Consider the following 17,012-nt stretch of genomic DNA (forward strand, 5'->3'; position numbering starts at 1 on the left):
TCCACCAGTTCCTCGCCCCCAACACCAACCGGCGCGACGACGCCTACGGCGGCACCGTGGAGAACCGCATCCGGTTCGTGGCCGAGGTCGTCGACGCCGTCGCCGAGGCGATCGGCCCCGAGCGGGTGGGCCTGCGCATCTCGCCCGACAACCCCGTCAACGGCATCGCCGACACCGACGCCGACATCCTGTACCCGGCGCTCCTCGCCCATATGGCCGACAAGAACCTGGCCTACCTCCACGTCGTCCTCGCCGACCCCGATCAGCCTCTCTTCCAGCGCATCCGCGCCGACTGGCCCGGCACACTGATCGCCAACCCGGTCCTCGGCCAGGGCCCCATCCCCACCGACGGCGGACGGCAGGCGGCCGAACGACTCCTGGCCGCGGGAGCCGACCTCATCTCCCTCGGCCGGCCCTTCCTCGCCAACCCCGATCTCGTGGAACGGCTGCGCACCGGGGCGCCCATGAACCAGATCCGCGACAAGTACCTGATGTACGTGGGCGGCCCGACCGGCTACAGCGATTACCCCACCCTCGACGCCGTACGCTGATGGCTCGGACATGTCCCGTACGCCCGCCGCCCGAAGGGATGCGAAACGATGTCGGCCACGTACGAAAATGGACCCGCCGAAAACGGGCCCGGCGAAAACGGGGCCGCCGAAGACCCGGGCGCCGCGGCGGCCCGCCTCACCGGCCGCCCGGTGACCGGCCTCCGCCCCCTGTCGGGGACGCTCGCCGAAGTCGTGCTCGACGGCGGACAGGTGGTGATGGTCAAGCGCGGCTCCGACCCCGGCGCCGCCCTGGCCGAGGCCGCGGGGCTGCGCTGGCTGGCCGAGGCCGGTACGGTCCGCGTCCCGGCGGTGCACGGCCACGACCCGCACTGGCTGGTGACCGAACACATCCCGACCGGCCCACCCACCGCCCGCGCCGCAACCCGATTCGGCCACGACCTGGCCGCCCTCCACACCGCCGGCGCCCCCACGTTCGGCGCCCCGCCACCCGGCGGACCCGAGGAGGCGTACATCGGGCTCGCCCCGATGCGCAACGTCCCCGGCCCCGCCTGGCCCCTCTGGTACGCCGAACACCGCGTACTGCCCTATCTGCGCCGCGCAATCGACGGCGGCACGATGCGCTCCTCCGAAGCGGCCACGATCGAGCGCGTCTGCGAACGGCTACCCGAACTGGCAGGCCCCGCCGAGCCCCCCGCCCGGCTCCACGGCGACCTCTGGAACGGCAATGTCCTGTGGGGCGCCGACGGACAGACCTGGCTGATCGACCCGGCCGCACACGGCGGCCACCGCGAGACCGACCTCGCGATGCTCCACCTCTTCGGCTGCCCGCACCTGGACCACGTACTCGACGGCTACCAGCAAGCGGCCCCACTAGCCGACGGCTGGACCCACCGCATCGGCCTGCACCAGCTCTTCCCTCTGCTGGTCCACGCGGTCCTCTTCGGCCGCGGCTACGCCGAACAGGCCCTCACAGCGGCCCGAGCGGCCCTGGCGGCCTGACCCGCGCCAACTTCCGTACACCCAGCGCCTAAACGGGCCACCGAGACCCCGCGACCGGATCTCGGCACCACACATACTGCTGGTCCGGCTCGACGGTCATGCCGAAGTCATACAGTTCCGGCCTGCCCTCGCTGACCCACCAGCCCCGGGCCCGCTCCAGCTCCTCGACGAGGCGGCGCGGCCCACCCTGATGCGCGATGGCAGCGCCTTCGTTGTCGGACGCGGACAGCATGGCCCACGACGAGACACCGTCGTGGGCCCAGACCGCCGTGCCGTCGCGTGCGCTCATGATGACCACCACGTCGGGCAGGATGACGGCACGGTTACCAGATCTTCGACGACCGCCTGGCCACCATCAGCCTGGAGCACGCGACGATCAGTGTGACCGAGCCCCGCGACATCGCCACATACCTCACGTTGTTCTCCACGATGTCGGAAGCCGCCGAATTCGGCGAAGCGGCGCGGGCCCGCCTCGCCGCTATAGGCCGCGAGTATCAGCCTTGACCGAGGCCGTCGAACCGCCCGGCCTTGACTGCAGCGAGGAAGGGTCCGAGCCGGGCGGGGGCGGCGGTGAGGATCGCGTGGGGGGCGTCACTCTCGCGTATGAGTACGCGGCCGTCGCGCCGGGCGAGCTCAATGCAATTGGCCCCCTCCCCTTCCGAGAACGAGGACTTCTTCCATATGGGTATGACGGACATGCCAGGACTCTCACATTTCTTGCGCGATGCCGCGAATGGTCTCCCGCGATGCGCGGATGCCCAGTGAGACACCTGCGAGGACATCGTAGATCGCGCGGTACTTGGCGAGTTGGGCCTTGGCATCCAAGAACGCGCTGCCGTAGGCGGTATCGACCGTCGCGGTGTCCAGGTTGGGGATGACCCCACCCGCGTACAGGAGATTCTGCGCCGACCCGATGAACTTCTCTGACGTGAACGGGATCACGCGCAACGTCACGGTAGGCCACTCGGACACCTCGAGCAGGTATTCCAACTGAGCCTTCACCACCTTCGGGCCGCCGCTGCACATGCGCAAGGCCGCCTCGTGGATGATGCCGTCGAACGGCGGCGGAGACTCGCGTTCGAAGATCAGACGCCGCCTGATCCGGTGCTCCACCCGAGCCTCGATCTCGCTCTCGGGAAGCGGCGGGATGACCGACTCGAAGAGGGAGCGCGCGTAGTCCTCGGTCTGGAAGATGCCGGGAATCGTGAGTGCCTGGATGGAGTGGAAGTACGTGGCATGGTGCTCAAGCTCCGCGAGATCGAGGAATGACGGCGGCAGAACACCTCGATACTCCTCCCACCAGCCCTTGCCACGCTCCTCTGCCATCGCACACAGCACGTCCACCAACGTCTCGTCAGCGGCGGAGTAGAACGCCGCAAGGCGCCGCACTCGCTCGGCGCTGACGCCCCAGCGCCCCGACTCCACGTGGCTGATCTTGGCTTGGTTGCCCCCGATCATCTCCGCCGCCGCACGGGCGGGCAGCCCGGCCGCCTCGCGAAGCTTCCGCAGTTCCGCTCCCAACCGCGCCTGACGGACGGTGGGGTTGCTCCTGGCTGGCATCGCTACCTCTCATCAATCAGCCTGTGTGCGAAGCAGTGTGGCGCGCCACCGTCGCGCGGATCTACTTCGTGTCACCCACAGGCGTGAAGCTTCCGTATCAAGCTTGTGTCGCATCAAATCTGCGCCCTACGGTCGCGTCGCAAATGAACGCTCAACCCTCCGCACACGCCGGGAGACGCAATGAGCACAGCCGCATTGGACCGAGCCCCACGCATTGACGCCCACTCAGCCCAGAGCTATCACCTCATCACCCCGAACTGCCCGACCAGCCCCAAGGTAGTCCGCGATCTCCTCGCGTCACTCCTTCTCGTCACGGACCACCCCGACCTGGTCGACGCCGCACAGGTCTGCGCCTCGGACCTGGTGACCAATGTGGTGCAGCACACCAAGGTGCCAGACTTGTACATCGACGTGACCATCCGGGACGGCCGCGTGATCGTCGGCGTACGGGACGACGATCCCTCCGGGCATCCCGAGGTCCGTCAAGCAAGCATCAAAGATGAGACTGGCCGCGGCCTACAGCTCGTGGACCACCTCTCCTACGCCTGGGGCGTGACATGGATGGGCGCAGACGGCAACCAGACGGGAAAGCGGGTGTGGTTCGAGCTCCGCGAGCCAGAAGTCCGCGCGTGAGGCCCACCGCGCCGGACGACGTACGGGCCTACCGGGTCAGCCGCAGCGCGAGCGTGGCGAGCAGCGCGCACAGGGTCCAGGCCGAGGCGCAGCAGGAAGCGAACCGGGCGCCGTGGCGGCCTGACCCGCGCTCAGCTCCGTACAGCCAACTGCCGTGCCGCCGCCTCCACCGTCTGTGCCAGGAGCACGGCGATGGTCATGGGACCGACCCCGCCCGGGACCGGAGTGATCAGGCTCGCCCGCTCCCTCGCGGTCCCGAAGTCGACGTCCCCGACATTGCCCGGGTTGTACCCGGCGTCGATCACCACGGCTCCCGGTTTCACATCGGCCCCGGCGATGAACCGCGGGCGGCCGACCGCGGCCACCAGCACATCGGCCTCCCGCACGATCGCCGACAGATCGGCGGTGTGCGAGTGGCAGTACGTGACCGTGGCGTCCCGGCCGAGCAGCAGCATCCCGGCGGGCTTGCCGAGAATGGCGCTGCGCCCCACGACGACCGCGTGCTTGCCCGCGAGGTCGACGTCGTACTCGTCCAGCAGCCGCATGATGCCGCCGGGGGTGCAGGAGGCGAAGCCGGGCAGGCCGAAGCCCATCGCCGCGAAGGAGTGCATGGTGACGCCGTCGACGTCCTTCTCGGGGGCGATCGCCTCGAAGGCCGCGCGCTCGTCGATATGGGGTCCCACGGGATGCTGCAGGAGGATCCCGTGCACCCCGGGGTCCTGGGACAGCGCGGTGATGGTGTCGACCAGGGCGCCGGTGCTGACCGACGCCGGCAGGGCCACCTGCCGTGACTCAATCCCCGCCCTCCGACACCTGGCACGCTTCATCCGGACATAGGTCACCGAGGCCGGGTCTTCCCCGACCAGCACGGTGGCCAGACAGGGCACCGTCCCGGTGCGCAGTGTGATGTCCGCGGCGGTCTTCGCCACGTCCTCGGTGATACGACCGGCCAGGCCGGTGCCGTCCATCAGGCGAGCTGTTCGGGTCCCGTCCATACGCCACTCCTGAGGCACTCACATGAGTCGCCCAGGCGCGCGGCATCGACAACCGGTGTCAGGCCGCTCCCCGGTGGTGCTCCACCTCAGCGCCAGTCACGGCCCGCGTCCACTTTAGGGGAGGAACGGCGCTCGGCGGCGGACGGTGGCGGCCCCGGGGCGGCTAGCATCACCCGCACCGGATCCGACGAACGGAGTTCACCCTTGCGTAACCCGCGCGTTGGCGTCGCCATCTTGACCATGGGCACTCGGCCCGCCGAACTGACCGCCCTGCTCGCTTCAGTCGCCAAACAGGACACCCCTGCGGCGCGGGTGGTGGTCGTCGGCAACGGCTCGCCGCTGCCGCTCCTCCCCGACGGGGTGACCGGTGTCGAGCTGCCGGAGAATCTGGGCATCTCCGGCGGCCGTAACGCCGCTCTGGCCCGGCTGAAGGAGTTCGGGGATGTCGATGTGGTGGTGGATTTGGACGACGACGGGCTGCTGATCAGCACGGACGTCTTCACCCGGCTGGTGGAGCTGTACGAGTCCGACCCGCGGTTGGGCATCGTGAGCTTCCGCATCGCCGACGAGCGGGGCCGCACCCAGCGCCGCCACGTCCCCCGTCTGCGTAGCTCGGATCCGATGCGCGGCGGGTTGGTGACGACGTTCCTCGGCGGCGGCCACGGCCTGTCCATGCGGATGCTGGAGGAGATCGGCGGCTGGCCCGAGCCGTTCTTCTACGCCCACGAGGAGACCGACCTGTCCTGGCGGGCCCTGGACGCGGGTTGGAAGGTGCTCTACGAGCCGACCCTGGTGCTCCAGCATCCGTGGACATCGCCGACCCGGCACGCGGTCTTCTACCGTATGGTCGCCCGCAACCGGGTCTGGCTGGCCAAACGGCACCTTCCCACCCTCCTCGTCCCCGTCTACCTGGGGATCTGGACCACGCTGACCATAGCCCGCACCAGGTCGGTGGCCGGTTTGCGGGCGTGGTTCGGTGGCTTCGTCGAGGGCCTGCGCACCCCGTGCCCACCGCGTCGGCCGATGCGGTGGGCCACCGTATGGCGGATGGCCCGGCTGGGCCGACCGCCCGTCATCTGATGAAGCAGCCGCTAGAGCACCAGCGTCCGGTAGCGGTCGGCCACCTCCGCCAGCACCTCCGCGCCGTCCCGCGCCCATAGGGCCGGGTTGAAGATCTCCACCTCGATCGGGCCGTCGAAGCCCGTCGCGTCGACGTGCTCGCGGAACCAGCGGAAGTCGACCGAGCCGTCGCCGAGTTGGCCGCGGCCCAGGAGGACGCCTTCCGGGAGAGGGGTGATCCAGTCGGCGAGCTGGAAGGAGGCGAGGCGGCCGCCGGCGCCCGCGCGGGCGATCTGGGCGGCCACGGTGTCGTCCCACCACAGGTGGTACGTGTCGACGACGACGCCCACCTGGTCCGCCGGGAAGCGCTCGGCCAGGTCGAGAGCTTGGGCGAGGGTGGAGACGACGCAGCGGTCGGATGCGTACATGGGGTGCAGGGGCTCGATGGCCAGGCGGACGCCGTGGTCGGCGGCGTAGGGGGCGAGTTCGGCGAGGGCGTCGGCGATGCGCTCGCGGGCGGCGGTGAGGTCGCGGCTGCCGGGTGGGAGGCCGCCGGAGACCAGGATGAGGGTGTCGGTGCCGAGGGTGGCGGCCTCGTCGATGGCGGCGCGGTTGTCGGCGAGGGCGGCGGCGCGTTCGGTCGGGTCGATGGCAGTGAAGAAGCCGCCCCGGCACAGGGAGGTGACGGCCAGGCCCGCGTCGCGGATCAGTCTCGCGGCCGCCTCCACGCCGTACTCCTGCACCGGCGCGCGCCACAGGCCGACGCCCGGGACGCCCGCCTTGACGCAGCCCTCCGCCAGTTCGGGCAGCGACCACTGCTTGATCGTTTCCTGGTTGAGGCTCAGGCGGGTCAGGTCGCCGCTCACACCGGTCATTGCGTCACTCCGTACACGGTCAGCAGGGCCTTCATCCTCGACTCGGCGAGGCCCGGGTCCGGGAACAGGCCAAGACCGTCCGCCAGTTCGTACGCCCGCGCCAGGTGCGGCAGCGAACGGGACGACTGCTGGCCGCCGACCATCGTGAAGTGCGACTGGTGGCCGGCCAGCCAGGCCAGGAAGACGACGCCCGTCTTGTAGAAGCGGGTCGGGGCCTGGAAGAGGTGGCGGGACAGCTCGACCGTGGGGTCGAGCAGACCGCGGAAGGCCGCCGTATCGCCGGTGTCCAGCCGGCGCACCGCCTCGGCGGCCAGCGGGCCCAGTGGGTCGAAGATGCCGAGCAGGGCGTGGCTGAAGCCGTGGTCGTCGCCCGCGATCAGTTCGGGGTAGTTGAAGTCGTCGCCCGTGTAGCAGCGGACGCCGTCCGGGAGGAGGCGGCGCAGCTCGATCTCGCGCTGGGCGTCGAGGAGGGAGACCTTGATGCCGTCGACCTTGTCGGGGTGGGCGGCGATGACGTCGAGGAAGGTGCGGGTGGCGGCGTCCAGGTCGGTGGCGCCCCAGTAGCCTTCGAGCGCCGGGTCGAACATGGGGCCGAGCCAGTGCAGGACGACCGGTTCGGCGGCCTGGCGCAGCAGGTGGCCGTAGACCTCGAGGTAGTCGTCGGGGCTTTTCGCCACGGCGGTCAGGGCGCGGGAGGCCATGAGGATGGCCTGGGCGCCCGCCGTTTCGACGACCTCCAGCTGCTCCTCGTACGCGGCCCTGACCCCGTCGAGGCTGTAGGGGTAGCCGATCTCGGTGACGGGCAGTTGGTCGGTGCCGACGCCGCAGGCGATGCGGCCGCCGACCGCCTTGGCCTCGGCGGCCGAGCGGCGGATCAGCTCGGCGGCGCCGGCCCAGTCGAGGCCCATGCCGCGCTGGGCGGTGTCCATGGCCTCGGCGACGCCGAGACCGTGGGACCACAGGTGGCGGCGGAAGGCGAGGGTGGCGTCCCAGTCGACGGCGGCGGGGCTGTCGGGGGTGATATCGGCGTACGGGTCGGCGACGACGTGGGCGGCGGAGAAGACCGTACGGGAGGCGAGCGGCGCGCCGCCGGGGGCGAAGGCCGCGGGTTCGGTGCGGGGTTCGTACGGGCGGGTGGCGCCGCCTTCGGCGGGGAGGTGGATGGTCACAGGCTCAGCTCCGGTACGGGCGGGTGGTGCCACCCTCGGCGGGGGTGCATGGTCACAGGCTCAGCTCCGGTACGTCCAGGCGGCGGCCCTCCGCCGACGACTTGAGGCCCAGCTCGGCGAGTTGTACGCCGCGCGCGCCGGCCAGCAGGTCCCAGTGCCAGGGGGCGTCGAGGGCGACATGGCGCAGGAACAGCTCCCACTGTGCCTTGAAGCCATTGTCGAACTCCTCGTTGTCCGGGACCTCCTGCCACTGGTCGCGGAAGCTCTCGGTGAGCGGGATGTCGGGGTTCCAGACCGGCTTGGGGGTGGCGGAGCGGTGCTGGGCGCGGCAGCGGCGCAGTCCCGCTACGGCCGAGCCCTCGGTGCCGTCGACCTGGAACTCGACCAGCTCGTCGCGGTTGACGCGGACCGCCCAGGAGGAGTTGATCTGCGCGACGGCGCCGCCTTCGAGCTGGAAGATGCCGTAGGCCGCGTCGTCGGCGGTGGCGTCGTACGGCTTGCCGTGCTCGTCCCAGCGGGTGGGGATGTGGGTGGTGACGTGTGCCTGGACGGTCCGTACGGCGCCGAAGAGCTCGTGCAGTACGTACTCCCAGTGCGGGAACATGTCGACGACGATGCCGCCGCCGTCCTCGGCGCGGTAGTTCCAGGAGGGCCGCTGGGCGCTCTGCCAGTCGCCTTCGAAGACCCAGTAGCCGAACTCGCCGCGCACCGACAGGATCTTGCCGAAGAAGCCGCCGTCGATGAGGCGCTTCAGCTTGAGCAGGCCGGGGAGGAAGATCTTGTCCTGGACCACGCCGTGCTTGACGCCCGCCGCGTCGGCGAGCCGGGCCAGTTCCAGGGCGCCGGCCAGGCCGGTGGCAGTGGGCTTCTCGGTGTAGATGTGCTTGCCGGCCGCGATGGCCTTCTTGATGGCCTCCTCGCGGGCGGCGGTGACCTGGGCGTCGAAGTAGATGTCGATCGAGTCGTCGGCGAGGACGGCGTCGACGTCGGTGGACCAGTGGTCCAGGCCGTGGCGCTCGGCCAGGGCCTTGAGGGCGTGGTCCCGGCGGCCGACGAGGACCGGTTCGGGCCACAGCACGGTGCCGTCGCCGAGGTCGAGGCCGCCTTGTTCGCGGATGGCGAGGAGGGAGCGGACGAGGTGCTGACGGTAGCCCATGCGGCCCGTCACGCCGTTCATAGCAATCCGCACTGTCTTGCGTGTCACGGTTTTCTTCTCCTCACCGAGGTCCTCTTCAGACATCGCCAGAGTCATAGCAAGCGCTTTCTTTCTATCACGCTAGCCGCCCCGGTCCGCCCATGTACAGAGAGAGGGGTCAGAGAGCGGACACGGGGCGGTCGGCGCGTCAGCGCAGTGTCAGGCGATAGTTGAGGGGCGCGCGCCCCGTGATCAGCACCCGGATGCCGGAGACATTGAGGCTGCCGGCCATCCAGCTGTAGCGCTCCCCCGCGTCCACGGTGGCCGGCTGACGCGGTCCGCTGCCGTTGCCCGGCCCGAACGTGATCACATCATCGCCGACCGTGTACGTCCCGTACCCCTTCACCAGTTGGTACGTATCCGCCTGGCCGGCGACCGGCTCCACGCCGCTGACCGTGCCGCCCGGACGGAAGCACAGCTCCAGGGCGAGCGGGACCTCGGAGGGGCCGACCGAGAAGTCCAGGTCCCAGCCGCCGCCGGACTCCCTCAGCCGCACCTCCGTGCGCAGGGTCCGCCACTGCTTGGGCCGGTGCGGGAAATCCATCGCGGACCAGAACCGGCCGTCGTCGGTCAGCGGGTACAGCCCGTCGGCCCGCCGGTGCTGTGGCGGCAGCGGCAGATGGAACGCGGCCCGGACCTCCGCCGACAGCCGCCAGCCGTCGGCCGTGCGCACCAGGTCCTCGGCGCGGAAGTGGCCGGTGGAGAAGAACTGCGGGGACAGCCGCAGCGAGTCCAGGATCGCTCCGCCCTTGCGCCACTTGAGGAAGGTCGGGTTGGTGGACAGACCGGAGGAGATGGCGTGGACGTCGGGGAAGTCGGTCCCGCCGAAGATCGAGGTGCGGGCGGCGTCCCGGCCGATCCGGACCAGGCCGCACTCCTTGTCGTGGAAGGTGAACTTGCCCGGCGCCTCGGTGGCCTTGGGCAGCGGCGCGGCCAGCTCCGGATGGTCAAGCACCTCGGCGAGGAAGTCCCCGAGCGGGGTCTCGTCGAAGGTCTGGTCCGCCCCGCGCCGCTGGATGGTCTCGGCGACGGCCGCGAACCGCCCGTCCTTGTCCCGGAGCGCCAGCGCCCGGTACTGGAGCCAGTACTCGGACACATGTTTCGTCGTCTTCTGGTCCTGGCGGCGCGAATGCACCGTCTCCACCTCGCCGTTCGGCTCGATGAGGTGGAGTGTGGCCTCCAGGTTGCGGCGTACGTCGTCGTACAGCTTGGGCCGGTCGGTCAGCCGCGCGAGGGTCAGCAGGGAGGGGTTGGTGACGATCGGCGCGTAGGTGGCGCTGCGCTCGCTGTACTGGCCGGCCGGGTACTGGTCGATGCCCTCGGCGAGCCAGGTGTCGATGCGCCGGGTGTAGCTCTCGTCCGGCCAGAAGGAGTTGACGCGGGCGAGCGCGGCGCAGATCTTCCAGCGGTGGTTGGGGGTGTGCACCCCGCCCTCGGCCAGGCCCTTGCCCGCCTTGAGGAGGATCTTCTTGAGGGTGGCCCGGATGGACCGCGTGGAGGTGTCGTCGTCCTCCTCCAGCAGCCCGTACGTCAGGCCCAGGTCGACGATCGAGAAGCCGGTGTCCGGCGGGGAGTGCACCGCGCCCTGGTCGTAGAGGCCGTCGTCGAACTGCGCGGCGGCCAGCGCGTCGGCCAGTTCGGTCATCGGTGCGATGAGCGCGGCGTCGTGGTGATGGCCGGCGTCGGCCCATACGTGCACCGAGACCAGCAGGCGCAGGCTGCGGGCGGCCCAGCGGGCCTTGCCCTGGGTGGTCAGCTCGGCGATGGCGGCGGCGCGGCCGTCCAGGACCTCGGCCACCCGGCCGTCGGCCGCCTTGGTGAGGACGGCCAGGAACTCCTTGTCGACATCCGTGGCCCGGCCCGGTGCCGCGGTGGCGGACTCGGGCGCGGCGGCGAGCAGTCCGCCGACGGCGGCGGTCCCGGCGAGGAAGTGGCGGCGGTGCAGGGTCATCTGTGGTGCTCCGTGGTGGTTCGGGGGTGCTCAAGGGTGGCCGTGCCGGCTCCGGAGTGCTCGACGGCCCGCGCGGCGAGCGCGAGGGGGCCGGGTACGAGGAGGACCAGCGGCGGGTAGGCCCAGGCGCAGACGGCGGCCGTCGCCACGGCCAGCAGCAGGACGGCGCTGCCGCGCGGCGCGCGCACCGTCTCGTACGCCGCCGTACGCGCCGCCTCCCGCCAGCTGGTGGCCGACTCCGGGCGGGCGCAGGCGCGCAGCAGGACAACGGCCAGCAGGGCGCCCGCGGCCAGCAGGGCGGGGCGGAAGACCGCAGCGCCCGGCAGACCGGCCCCGGACAGCAGCGCGTTGAAGAGCAGCAGCGCGCCGCCCGCCACGACGGCCACCCCGGCCAGCAGATCGCCGGTGCGCAGCCGGGCGCGCAGGGCCCGGACATAGCCAGGGACGGTGATCGTCTCGTCGTGGCGGACCCGCCGGTCGAGGATGGCGCAGGCGGTGGACATGGCGGCGGGCGCGGTGAGCACCGGCAGCGCGGCGACGGTGGTCACCAGGCCCAGCAGCAGTACGTCGGAGAAGAGGGCGAAGCGGGGGCCGACCAGCTCCCCCGGTTCGCGGGTGGTGGCGTGGGGCATGGCGGCTCAGCCCTTCAGTCCGGAGTTGGCCATGCCCTCCACCAGGAAGCGCTGGAAGGCGAGGAAGAACAGCACGATCGGCAGCAGCGCGAAGACCGACATGGCGAACATCGGGCCGAAGGCCGACTGGCTGGAGGCGTCCACGAAGGACCGCAGGGCCAGGGTGAGGGTGAACTTCTCCGGTTCGAAGAGGTAGATGAGCTGGGTGAAGAAGTCGTTCCAGGTCCAGATGAAGGTGAAGATCGCGGTGGTGATCAGCGCGGGCCTGGTCAGCGGCAGGATGACGCTGAAGAACGAGCGGAACGGCCCGCAGCCGTCGATCCGCGCCGCCTCCTCCAGCTCACGCGGCAGCGAGCGCATGAACTGCACGATGAGGAAGACGAAGAAGGCGTCGGTGGCCAGGAACTTCGGCAGGATCATCGGCCAGTAGGTGTTCACCATGCCGAGCTGGTTGAAGACGATGTACTGCGGGATCAGCACCGCGTGGTGCGGCAGCATGATCGTCGCGATCATGAAGGCGAACAGCGGGCCGCGCATCTTGAACCGCAGCCGCGCGAAGGCGTACGCGGCGAGCGAGCAGCTGATGACGTTGCCGAGCACCGCGCCGCCCGCGATGAGCAGCGAGTTCCACAGCAGCCGGCCGACGCTGACCTCGTTCACGCCGTCCAGCGCGGTGGAGTAGTTGCTCCACTCCAGATGGCTGGGGAGCAGCTTGAGGCTGGCGATCACCTCGTTGGCCGGTTTGAAGGAGGTCGCGACCAGCCAGGCCAGCGGGTAGAGCATCACCAGCAGTACGCCGATCAGCACGGCGTGCAGGGCGATCCGGGCGGGGCGCGGGCGGCGGCGGGCTGTGGCGCCCGCCGTCACCGCGTGGGTGGTGTCCACGGTGGTCATCGGGCCTCCTCGTTGTCGTCGTTGGCGTAGAAGACCCAGGAGCGGGAGGTGCGGAACAGCACCGCGGTGACGATGCCGATGGCCGCCAGCAGCACCCAGGCCATGGCCGAGGCGTAGCCCATATGGGAGGCGGTGAAGCCGCGGTCGTAGAGGTAGAGCGTGTAGAAGAGCGTGGAGTCCGCGGGGCCGCCCTTGCCGCCGCTGACTGCGAAGGCCGGGGTGAAGACCTGGAACGCCTGGATGGTCTGCAGCACCAGGTTGAAGAAGAGCACCGGGGACAGCATGGGCAGGGTGATGGAGCGGAACTGCCGCCACCATCCGGCCCCGTCCATGGCCGCCGCCTCGTACAGCTCACCGGGTATCTGCTGCAGCCCGGCCAGGAAGATCACCATGGGGGCGCCGAACTGCCAGACGGTCAGCAGCGCGACGGCCAGCAGCGCCCAGCCCGGCTTGTTGATCCAGCCGCCGATGTCCAGGCCGAACCAGGACAGCATGTTGTCCACGGTGCCGCCGTCGTTGAAGACCGCCCGCCAGACCAGGGCGATACTCATGGACGCGCCGAGCAGCGAGGGGGCGTAGAAGGCGGAGCGGTAGAAGCCCTTGCCGCGCTTGACCGACTTGAGCGCCAGCGCGACCGCGAGGGCCAGCGCGAGCTGCAGCGGCACCGCGATCACGACATAGGTGAGGGTCGAGGTGACCGAACGCCAGTAGCGGGGGTCCTCGGTGAACATCTGGACGTAGTTGCGGAAGCCGACCCAGCTGGGGTCGTTGAACATGTCGTAGTTGGTGAACGACAGATACAGCGAGACGGCCATGGGCAGCAGCGTCAGCACACTGGCGCCGAGCACCCATGGGGACAGGAACACCCAGGCGGCGCCCTGGCGCTCGCGCTTCGGGGGGCGCTTGCCGGACCGGCCGGCGTTTGCCGGGGCCGGCTGGGGGCGGGTCGCGGTCGCGGTCATTGCCTCAGCTCCGCCTTCGCCTCGGTGACAAAGTCCTCGGCCGCCTCATGCGGCGACATCTGCTCGAACGACACCTGGTCGTAGTCGCGGCTGAAAGTGGTCTGCAGCGATGCGTCACCCTTGGGCGGCGCGGGCGGCGGATCCTTGAGCTTGCCCTCGAACTGCTTCTGGTACGACGAGACCACCACGTCGAACCCCTCCAGCTTGGGCGCCACGACCTTGCGGATGGAGTCGTTGGCCGGGATGCCTCGGGAGTTGCCGAGGATGGCGCCCGCATCGGGGTCGTTCAGCAGGAAGTCGATGAACCGGGCGGCCTCCTTGGGGTGGCCGGTCTTCGCGGACGCCCCGAAGAACATCGACGGCTTGAAGTACTGGCCGGGCGTGCCGTCCTCGCCCGACGGCATCGGCGCGAGCTTCACGCCCTCCCCGACGATCGCCAGATAGCCGCTGGCGGGGGCGTCCCAGTTGAAGTCCGAGACGGCCTTGAGCCGGCCGAACGGGGTGTTCTCCACCGAGCCGTCCATCTGGGTGGTCTGCTGGGCGGAGCTGACCGCGCCCTGCTTGCGGAGCTTGCTGCACCACTCCCAGTAGCGCGCCAGATCGTCCGCCGTGAAGCCGAGCTTGTAGTCGTCGGTGTAGAGGACCTTGCCCTGGCCGCGCAGCCAGATCTCGAAGACGTCCTCGCTCTGGCCCGGGTCGGTGCTGCCCGCCCGTCCGCCGGTCGCCTTGGACTTGGACAGCTTGAGCATGGCGTCCGCCCAGTCGTCCCAGGTCCAGCCGACCTTGGGCTCGGGCACCCCGGCCTTGCGCCACAGCACCGAGTCGTACACCACGGTCTCCGAGCCGCGCGCCACCGGGACCGCGTACTGCTTGTCGTTCACGACGCCGGTGGCCAGCAGCCCCTTGTCCATCTCGGAGGTACGCAGTTCCTTGCGCTCGCCCAGGTCGAGCAGGACACCGCCGTCCGCGTACTGGTTGATCATGCGGTAGTCCAGCTGCATCACATCGGGCGCGTCACCGCCCGCCGCCTGGGTGGCCAGCTTCTGCTTGTATGCGTCGAAGCCCGCGAAGTTGGTGCTGATGTCGATGCCGGGGTTCTTCTTCTCGAAGAGCTTGATGGCCTCTTCCGTGCGGGCCGCCCGGTCCGGGTTGCCCCACCAGGTGAAACGCAGGGTGACCTTGCCGCCCGAGCCGCCGCCTTCACCTCCGCCGCAACCGGTGAGGGTCGCGCAGAGGGTGAAGGTGAGGGCCAGGGCGCAGGACACCTTTGTCCTGATTCGAAGCATGCTGTGGCCAGCCTCCCTTCTGATCTTTCCGAAACGTGGTGGCCAGCGATCAGCGCTGGGACAGGGGTCAGGTCACTCGCCGTAGTACGGCAGCGTGACGCCGGGGAGTTCGTACTCGTCACGGCGGCCGCACATGCCGTAGCCGCCCTGCCGGGTGGGCCCGGACGCGCGGACACGGGCGCGGGCCAGATGCGCCGGATCGCCCGCCGCGAGGGCGGCCAGATGGTCGCCGGTGCGCTGCGCGGCGGCGAGCGCGCCGTCGCGCCAACGGGGCTCCCAGGCCGCCATCTTGGGCCCGGCCAGCCGCACCGCGGCCTGGTGGAAGGCGCGCAGCGGGCCGTCGTCGCCCTTCTCCAGCGCCTCCCGCAGCTCCAGATAGCCGGTGACCGCCAGGTCCCGGCGGCGCCGGGCCGCGGCGTCGGCCTCGGGCCCCTCCTTGGCGGGCAGGGTGGCGGCCGCGGTGTACGCCTCGGCGTCGGCCAGGACCTCGGAGGGGAAGGTGAACACGGCGTCGCCCGCCTCGGGCAGCCCGCTGTTCTGCATCAGCACGGTCACCTTCAGCCCGCCGCCCTGCACCATGCGGTGCACCGTGCCGGGCGAGAACCACACCACCGCGCCCGGCTCCAGCGGCGTCTCGACGTAACCGTCCTCGACGGTCAGGGTCTGGACCGCGCCGCGCCCGCCGGTGACCACATACGCCTCGGTGCACGCCAGATGGAGGTGCGGGCTGCCGCCGCACACCCCGTCGGCGGCCTCCCACTCGTACGCGCTGATGTGGGACAGCCCCACCCCGCCCGGCAGCGGATCGGTGATCCCGGTCATCTTCCGATCACCACCCGTGCGACTTGAGGTACGTCTCGGCGCGGTCCCGGTCCCAGGCGCCGTCCGCGATCACCACGCGGTAGCGGTACGCGAAGCTCTCGCCCGGGGGCAGCGCGAACTCCTCGAAGAACGCCCAGGAGAACGCGACCGAGGGGATGGGCTCGGAGCGTACGAACCAGTGGGAGGCGTGAATGGCTCCCCCATCCTGTGACAGGTTCTGAGGGGCGTGCGAGAACAGCAGGGTGGAGTGGCCGTCCACATCGTCGTGCTCGGCGGTGATGGCGATCCAGGGCGCCTCGGCGGCCGGGGTGCCCATCAGGTCGGACGCGCCCGTCTCGCCCTCGCCGCCGCGCCCGCCGGGGCCGAACACATCGCCGCCGGTGAAGTCGCGGGGGCCGCGCCAGTTCAGCCCGGTGTAGCCGGCCATCTCACGGCCCGCGGTGGTCGGGGAGCCGAAGCGCAGCTCCTCGCCGCGGATGTTGGTGAGGCGGATCGACCAGTCGATGGCCCAGGTGCCCTCGGCGGGCTCCACGGAGTGCACCTCGACGGTGCGCAGCTCCTGCGCCCACTCCTGGCCCCCGCTGTGCTGTTCAGAAGGATGGGCCACCCATGTCAGGTTCTCGGCGAAGCGCAGCCGGTCGTCGGTGACGGTGAACTCCTCGAAGCCGTCATGGCGCATCGACCCGACGCGCTCCTCGACCCGCTGGTAGCCCTGGTCCGGGCCGAGGTAGCTGTTGCCGCCCCAGAAGTTCTGCTCGGACAGATGGCTCGCGGTCATCTGCAGGCCCTTGTGCCAGCGGTGGTCGCTGGGCCGGTAGCCGGAGACCACATTGCCGGCCAGGGTGCGCAGCGGGTGGGTGTAGGGCTTCAGCGACTCGAACGGGTCGGCGTCCGGCTTGTAGACGTAGGCGAGCAGCTCGACGCCCCCGGAGGCGACCGTGACGCTCTCGCCGTGGATATGCGTGACGGTGATCGGCTCGGTCATGCTCAGTTCTCCTTGGCGGGTGCCCAGTCGGGGTGGTTGCCGTGCATGGCGTCGTAGTACGGGTCGCCGGGGGCGATCTCGCCGGCGTGAACGGGCCGTCCGGTGAAGGCCGACTTGTAGAGCGCGGCCAGGAACTCCATGGTGCGGCGGGCGTCCGGGCCGCTGCCCGGGGGCCGTATCCCGTCCCGCATCGCGTCGAGCACCACGGCCAGCTGGGCGGTGTGCGAGCTGGGCAGGTCGGCGGCGGGGGTGCGCCAGTGGGCGATGCGGTCGGCGGCGTCGCGGGTGTGCGGGGCGGGGGTGTAGACCCAGTCGTCGTTGGTGTGCCCGTACAGGTGGGTGAGTTCGACGGTGGCGTCGGCGCAGTCGATACGGATCCGGCTGACCTCGTCCGGCGACACCACGCTGTTGACGACGGTGGCCACGGCGCCGTTCGCGAAGCGGACCAGCGCGGTGGAGACGTCCTCGCTCTCCACGTCGTGG

The 17,012-nt window shown here is 70.5% G+C and carries 18 protein-coding genes, 1 pseudogene and 1 riboswitch; of the genes and pseudogenes, 4 read left to right on the forward strand and 15 right to left on the reverse strand.

Annotated features, from left to right (window positions below; translation table 11 throughout):
* On the forward strand, window positions 1-551 hold a 551-nt coding region (locus CCN51_RS39055; protein WP_483883462.1), incomplete at its 5' end, for an oxidoreductase.
* A 48-nt stretch (window positions 552-599) separates the two neighbouring features.
* Window positions 600-1,511 carry a fructosamine kinase family protein gene (locus CCN51_RS39060; RefSeq protein WP_014179548.1) on the forward strand — a complete coding sequence of 304 codons (912 nt, stop codon included), beginning with the start codon at window positions 600-602 and terminating at the stop codon, window positions 1,509-1,511.
* Window positions 1,512-1,539: 28 nt separating this feature from the next.
* Here the strand turns inward: CCN51_RS39060 and CCN51_RS39065 are convergent, their stop codons facing one another.
* The 3 genes from CCN51_RS39065 to CCN51_RS39075 form a co-directional block, all read right to left on the reverse strand.
* A complete protein-coding gene (locus CCN51_RS39065) occupies window positions 1,540-1,800 on the reverse strand; it encodes a hypothetical protein (protein WP_143676022.1) in 261 nt (86 codons plus the stop codon).
* A 205-nt stretch (window positions 1,801-2,005) separates the two neighbouring features.
* Window positions 2,006-2,209, reverse strand: a complete 204-nt coding sequence (locus tag CCN51_RS39070) for a DUF397 domain-containing protein (protein ID WP_014179545.1) — start codon at window positions 2,207-2,209, stop codon at window positions 2,006-2,008.
* Window positions 2,210-2,219: 10 nt separating this feature from the next.
* Window positions 2,220-3,071: a helix-turn-helix domain-containing protein gene (locus CCN51_RS39075; RefSeq protein ID WP_014179544.1), complete on the reverse strand. Its 852-nt coding sequence runs from the start codon at window positions 3,069-3,071 to the stop codon at window positions 2,220-2,222.
* A 180-nt stretch (window positions 3,072-3,251) separates the two neighbouring features.
* Here CCN51_RS39075 and CCN51_RS39080 point away from each other — a divergent pair, with 180 nt between their 5' ends.
* Window positions 3,252-3,704, forward strand: coding sequence for an ATP-binding protein (locus CCN51_RS39080; protein WP_063647563.1), 453 nt, complete (start codon window positions 3,252-3,254; stop codon window positions 3,702-3,704).
* A 131-nt stretch (window positions 3,705-3,835) separates the two neighbouring features.
* Here CCN51_RS39080 and CCN51_RS39085 read toward each other — a convergent pair whose 3' ends face one another.
* On the reverse strand, window positions 3,836-4,699 hold the full coding sequence (locus CCN51_RS39085) for a bifunctional 5,10-methylenetetrahydrofolate dehydrogenase/5,10-methenyltetrahydrofolate cyclohydrolase (RefSeq protein ID WP_014179542.1): 864 nt from the start codon (window positions 4,697-4,699) through the stop codon (window positions 3,836-3,838).
* Between the two features lie 22 nt (window positions 4,700-4,721).
* A riboswitch (ZMP/ZTP riboswitch) is annotated at window positions 4,722-4,809 on the reverse strand.
* Between the two features lie 94 nt (window positions 4,810-4,903).
* Between CCN51_RS39085 and CCN51_RS39090 the strand changes: the two genes are divergently transcribed.
* The gene (locus tag CCN51_RS39090) at window positions 4,904-5,779 is read left to right on the forward strand and encodes a glycosyltransferase family 2 protein (protein ID WP_014179541.1); all 876 of its coding nucleotides are present in this window, start codon (window positions 4,904-4,906) and stop codon (window positions 5,777-5,779) included.
* Window positions 5,780-5,790: 11 nt separating this feature from the next.
* Here the strand turns inward: CCN51_RS39090 and CCN51_RS39095 are convergent, their stop codons facing one another.
* From CCN51_RS39095 to CCN51_RS39145, 11 genes and pseudogenes are all read right to left on the reverse strand, one after another.
* Entirely contained in the window at window positions 5,791-6,633 is an 843-nt protein-coding gene (locus CCN51_RS39095; RefSeq protein ID WP_014179540.1) for a sugar phosphate isomerase/epimerase family protein, read from the reverse strand.
* On the reverse strand, window positions 6,630-7,802 hold the full coding sequence (locus CCN51_RS39100) for a dihydrodipicolinate synthase family protein (protein WP_014179539.1): 1,173 nt from the start codon (window positions 7,800-7,802) through the stop codon (window positions 6,630-6,632). The genes CCN51_RS39095 and CCN51_RS39100 overlap by 4 nt, the downstream gene beginning before the upstream one ends.
* 52 nt (window positions 7,803-7,854) lie before the next feature.
* On the reverse strand, window positions 7,855-9,006 hold the full coding sequence (locus CCN51_RS39105) for a Gfo/Idh/MocA family protein (RefSeq protein ID WP_014179538.1): 1,152 nt from the start codon (window positions 9,004-9,006) through the stop codon (window positions 7,855-7,857).
* 139 nt (window positions 9,007-9,145) lie between these two features.
* Window positions 9,146-10,948 (reverse strand): hypothetical protein, encoded by a 1,803-nt coding sequence (locus CCN51_RS39110; protein WP_014179537.1) that lies wholly within the window; start codon window positions 10,946-10,948, stop codon window positions 9,146-9,148.
* Window positions 10,945-11,580, reverse strand: a complete 636-nt coding sequence (locus tag CCN51_RS39115; RefSeq protein WP_014179536.1) for a hypothetical protein — start codon at window positions 11,578-11,580, stop codon at window positions 10,945-10,947. Before CCN51_RS39115 ends, CCN51_RS39110 begins: the two co-directional genes overlap by 4 nt.
* 6 nt (window positions 11,581-11,586) lie before the next feature.
* Window positions 11,587-12,474 (reverse strand): carbohydrate ABC transporter permease, encoded by an 888-nt coding sequence (locus CCN51_RS39120; RefSeq protein ID WP_014179535.1) that lies wholly within the window; start codon window positions 12,472-12,474, stop codon window positions 11,587-11,589.
* The gene (locus CCN51_RS39125; RefSeq protein ID WP_014179534.1) at window positions 12,471-13,436 is read right to left on the reverse strand and encodes a carbohydrate ABC transporter permease; all 966 of its coding nucleotides are present in this window, start codon (window positions 13,434-13,436) and stop codon (window positions 12,471-12,473) included. Before CCN51_RS39125 ends, CCN51_RS39120 begins: the two co-directional genes overlap by 4 nt.
* A complete protein-coding gene (locus tag CCN51_RS39130; protein ID WP_043487567.1) occupies window positions 13,433-14,722 on the reverse strand; it encodes an ABC transporter substrate-binding protein in 1,290 nt (429 codons plus the stop codon). The genes CCN51_RS39125 and CCN51_RS39130 overlap by 4 nt, the downstream gene beginning before the upstream one ends.
* 72 nt (window positions 14,723-14,794) lie before the next feature.
* Window positions 14,795-15,544: a cupin domain-containing protein gene (locus CCN51_RS39135; protein ID WP_014179532.1), complete on the reverse strand. Its 750-nt coding sequence runs from the start codon at window positions 15,542-15,544 to the stop codon at window positions 14,795-14,797.
* A gap of 7 nt (window positions 15,545-15,551) precedes the next feature.
* Window positions 15,552-16,529, reverse strand: a complete 978-nt coding sequence (locus CCN51_RS39140; RefSeq protein ID WP_014179531.1) for a DUF6807 domain-containing protein — start codon at window positions 16,527-16,529, stop codon at window positions 15,552-15,554.
* 2 nt (window positions 16,530-16,531) lie between these two features.
* A pseudogene (locus CCN51_RS39145) lies at window positions 16,532-17,012 on the reverse strand (gfo/Idh/MocA family oxidoreductase); the annotation flags it as partial.

This window comes from Streptomyces milbemycinicus, assembly GCF_002154605.1.
GTDB classification, from domain to species: Bacteria; Actinomycetota; Actinomycetes; order Streptomycetales; family Streptomycetaceae; genus Streptomyces; species Streptomyces milbemycinicus.

Coding starts and splice junctions, on each gene's coding strand:
- CCN51_RS39110 (WP_014179537.1), bottom strand. CDS start 10,948: ATGACCCTGCACCGCCGCCACTTCCTCGCCGGGACCGCCGCCGTCGGC.
- CCN51_RS39140 (WP_014179531.1), bottom strand. CDS start 16,529: ATGACCGAGCCGATCACCGTCACGCATATCCACGGCGAGAGCGTCACG.
- CCN51_RS39060 (WP_014179548.1), top strand. CDS start 600: ATGTCGGCCACGTACGAAAATGGACCCGCCGAAAACGGGCCCGGCGAA.
- CCN51_RS39080 (WP_063647563.1), top strand. CDS start 3,252: ATGAGCACAGCCGCATTGGACCGAGCCCCACGCATTGACGCCCACTCA.
- CCN51_RS39125 (WP_014179534.1), bottom strand. CDS start 13,436: ATGACCGCGACCGCGACCCGCCCCCAGCCGGCCCCGGCAAACGCCGGC.
- CCN51_RS39070 (WP_014179545.1), bottom strand. CDS start 2,209: ATGTCCGTCATACCCATATGGAAGAAGTCCTCGTTCTCGGAAGGGGAG.
- CCN51_RS39075 (WP_014179544.1), bottom strand. CDS start 3,071: ATGCCAGCCAGGAGCAACCCCACCGTCCGTCAGGCGCGGTTGGGAGCG.
- CCN51_RS39065 (WP_143676022.1), bottom strand. CDS start 1,800: ATGAGCGCACGCGACGGCACGGCGGTCTGGGCCCACGACGGTGTCTCG.
- CCN51_RS39115 (WP_014179536.1), bottom strand. CDS start 11,580: ATGCCCCACGCCACCACCCGCGAACCGGGGGAGCTGGTCGGCCCCCGC.
- CCN51_RS39095 (WP_014179540.1), bottom strand. CDS start 6,633: ATGACCGGTGTGAGCGGCGACCTGACCCGCCTGAGCCTCAACCAGGAA.
- CCN51_RS39120 (WP_014179535.1), bottom strand. CDS start 12,474: ATGACCACCGTGGACACCACCCACGCGGTGACGGCGGGCGCCACAGCC.
- CCN51_RS39130 (WP_043487567.1), bottom strand. CDS start 14,722: ATGCTTCGAATCAGGACAAAGGTGTCCTGCGCCCTGGCCCTCACCTTC.
- CCN51_RS39135 (WP_014179532.1), bottom strand. CDS start 15,544: ATGACCGGGATCACCGATCCGCTGCCGGGCGGGGTGGGGCTGTCCCAC.
- CCN51_RS39085 (WP_014179542.1), bottom strand. CDS start 4,699: ATGGACGGGACCCGAACAGCTCGCCTGATGGACGGCACCGGCCTGGCC.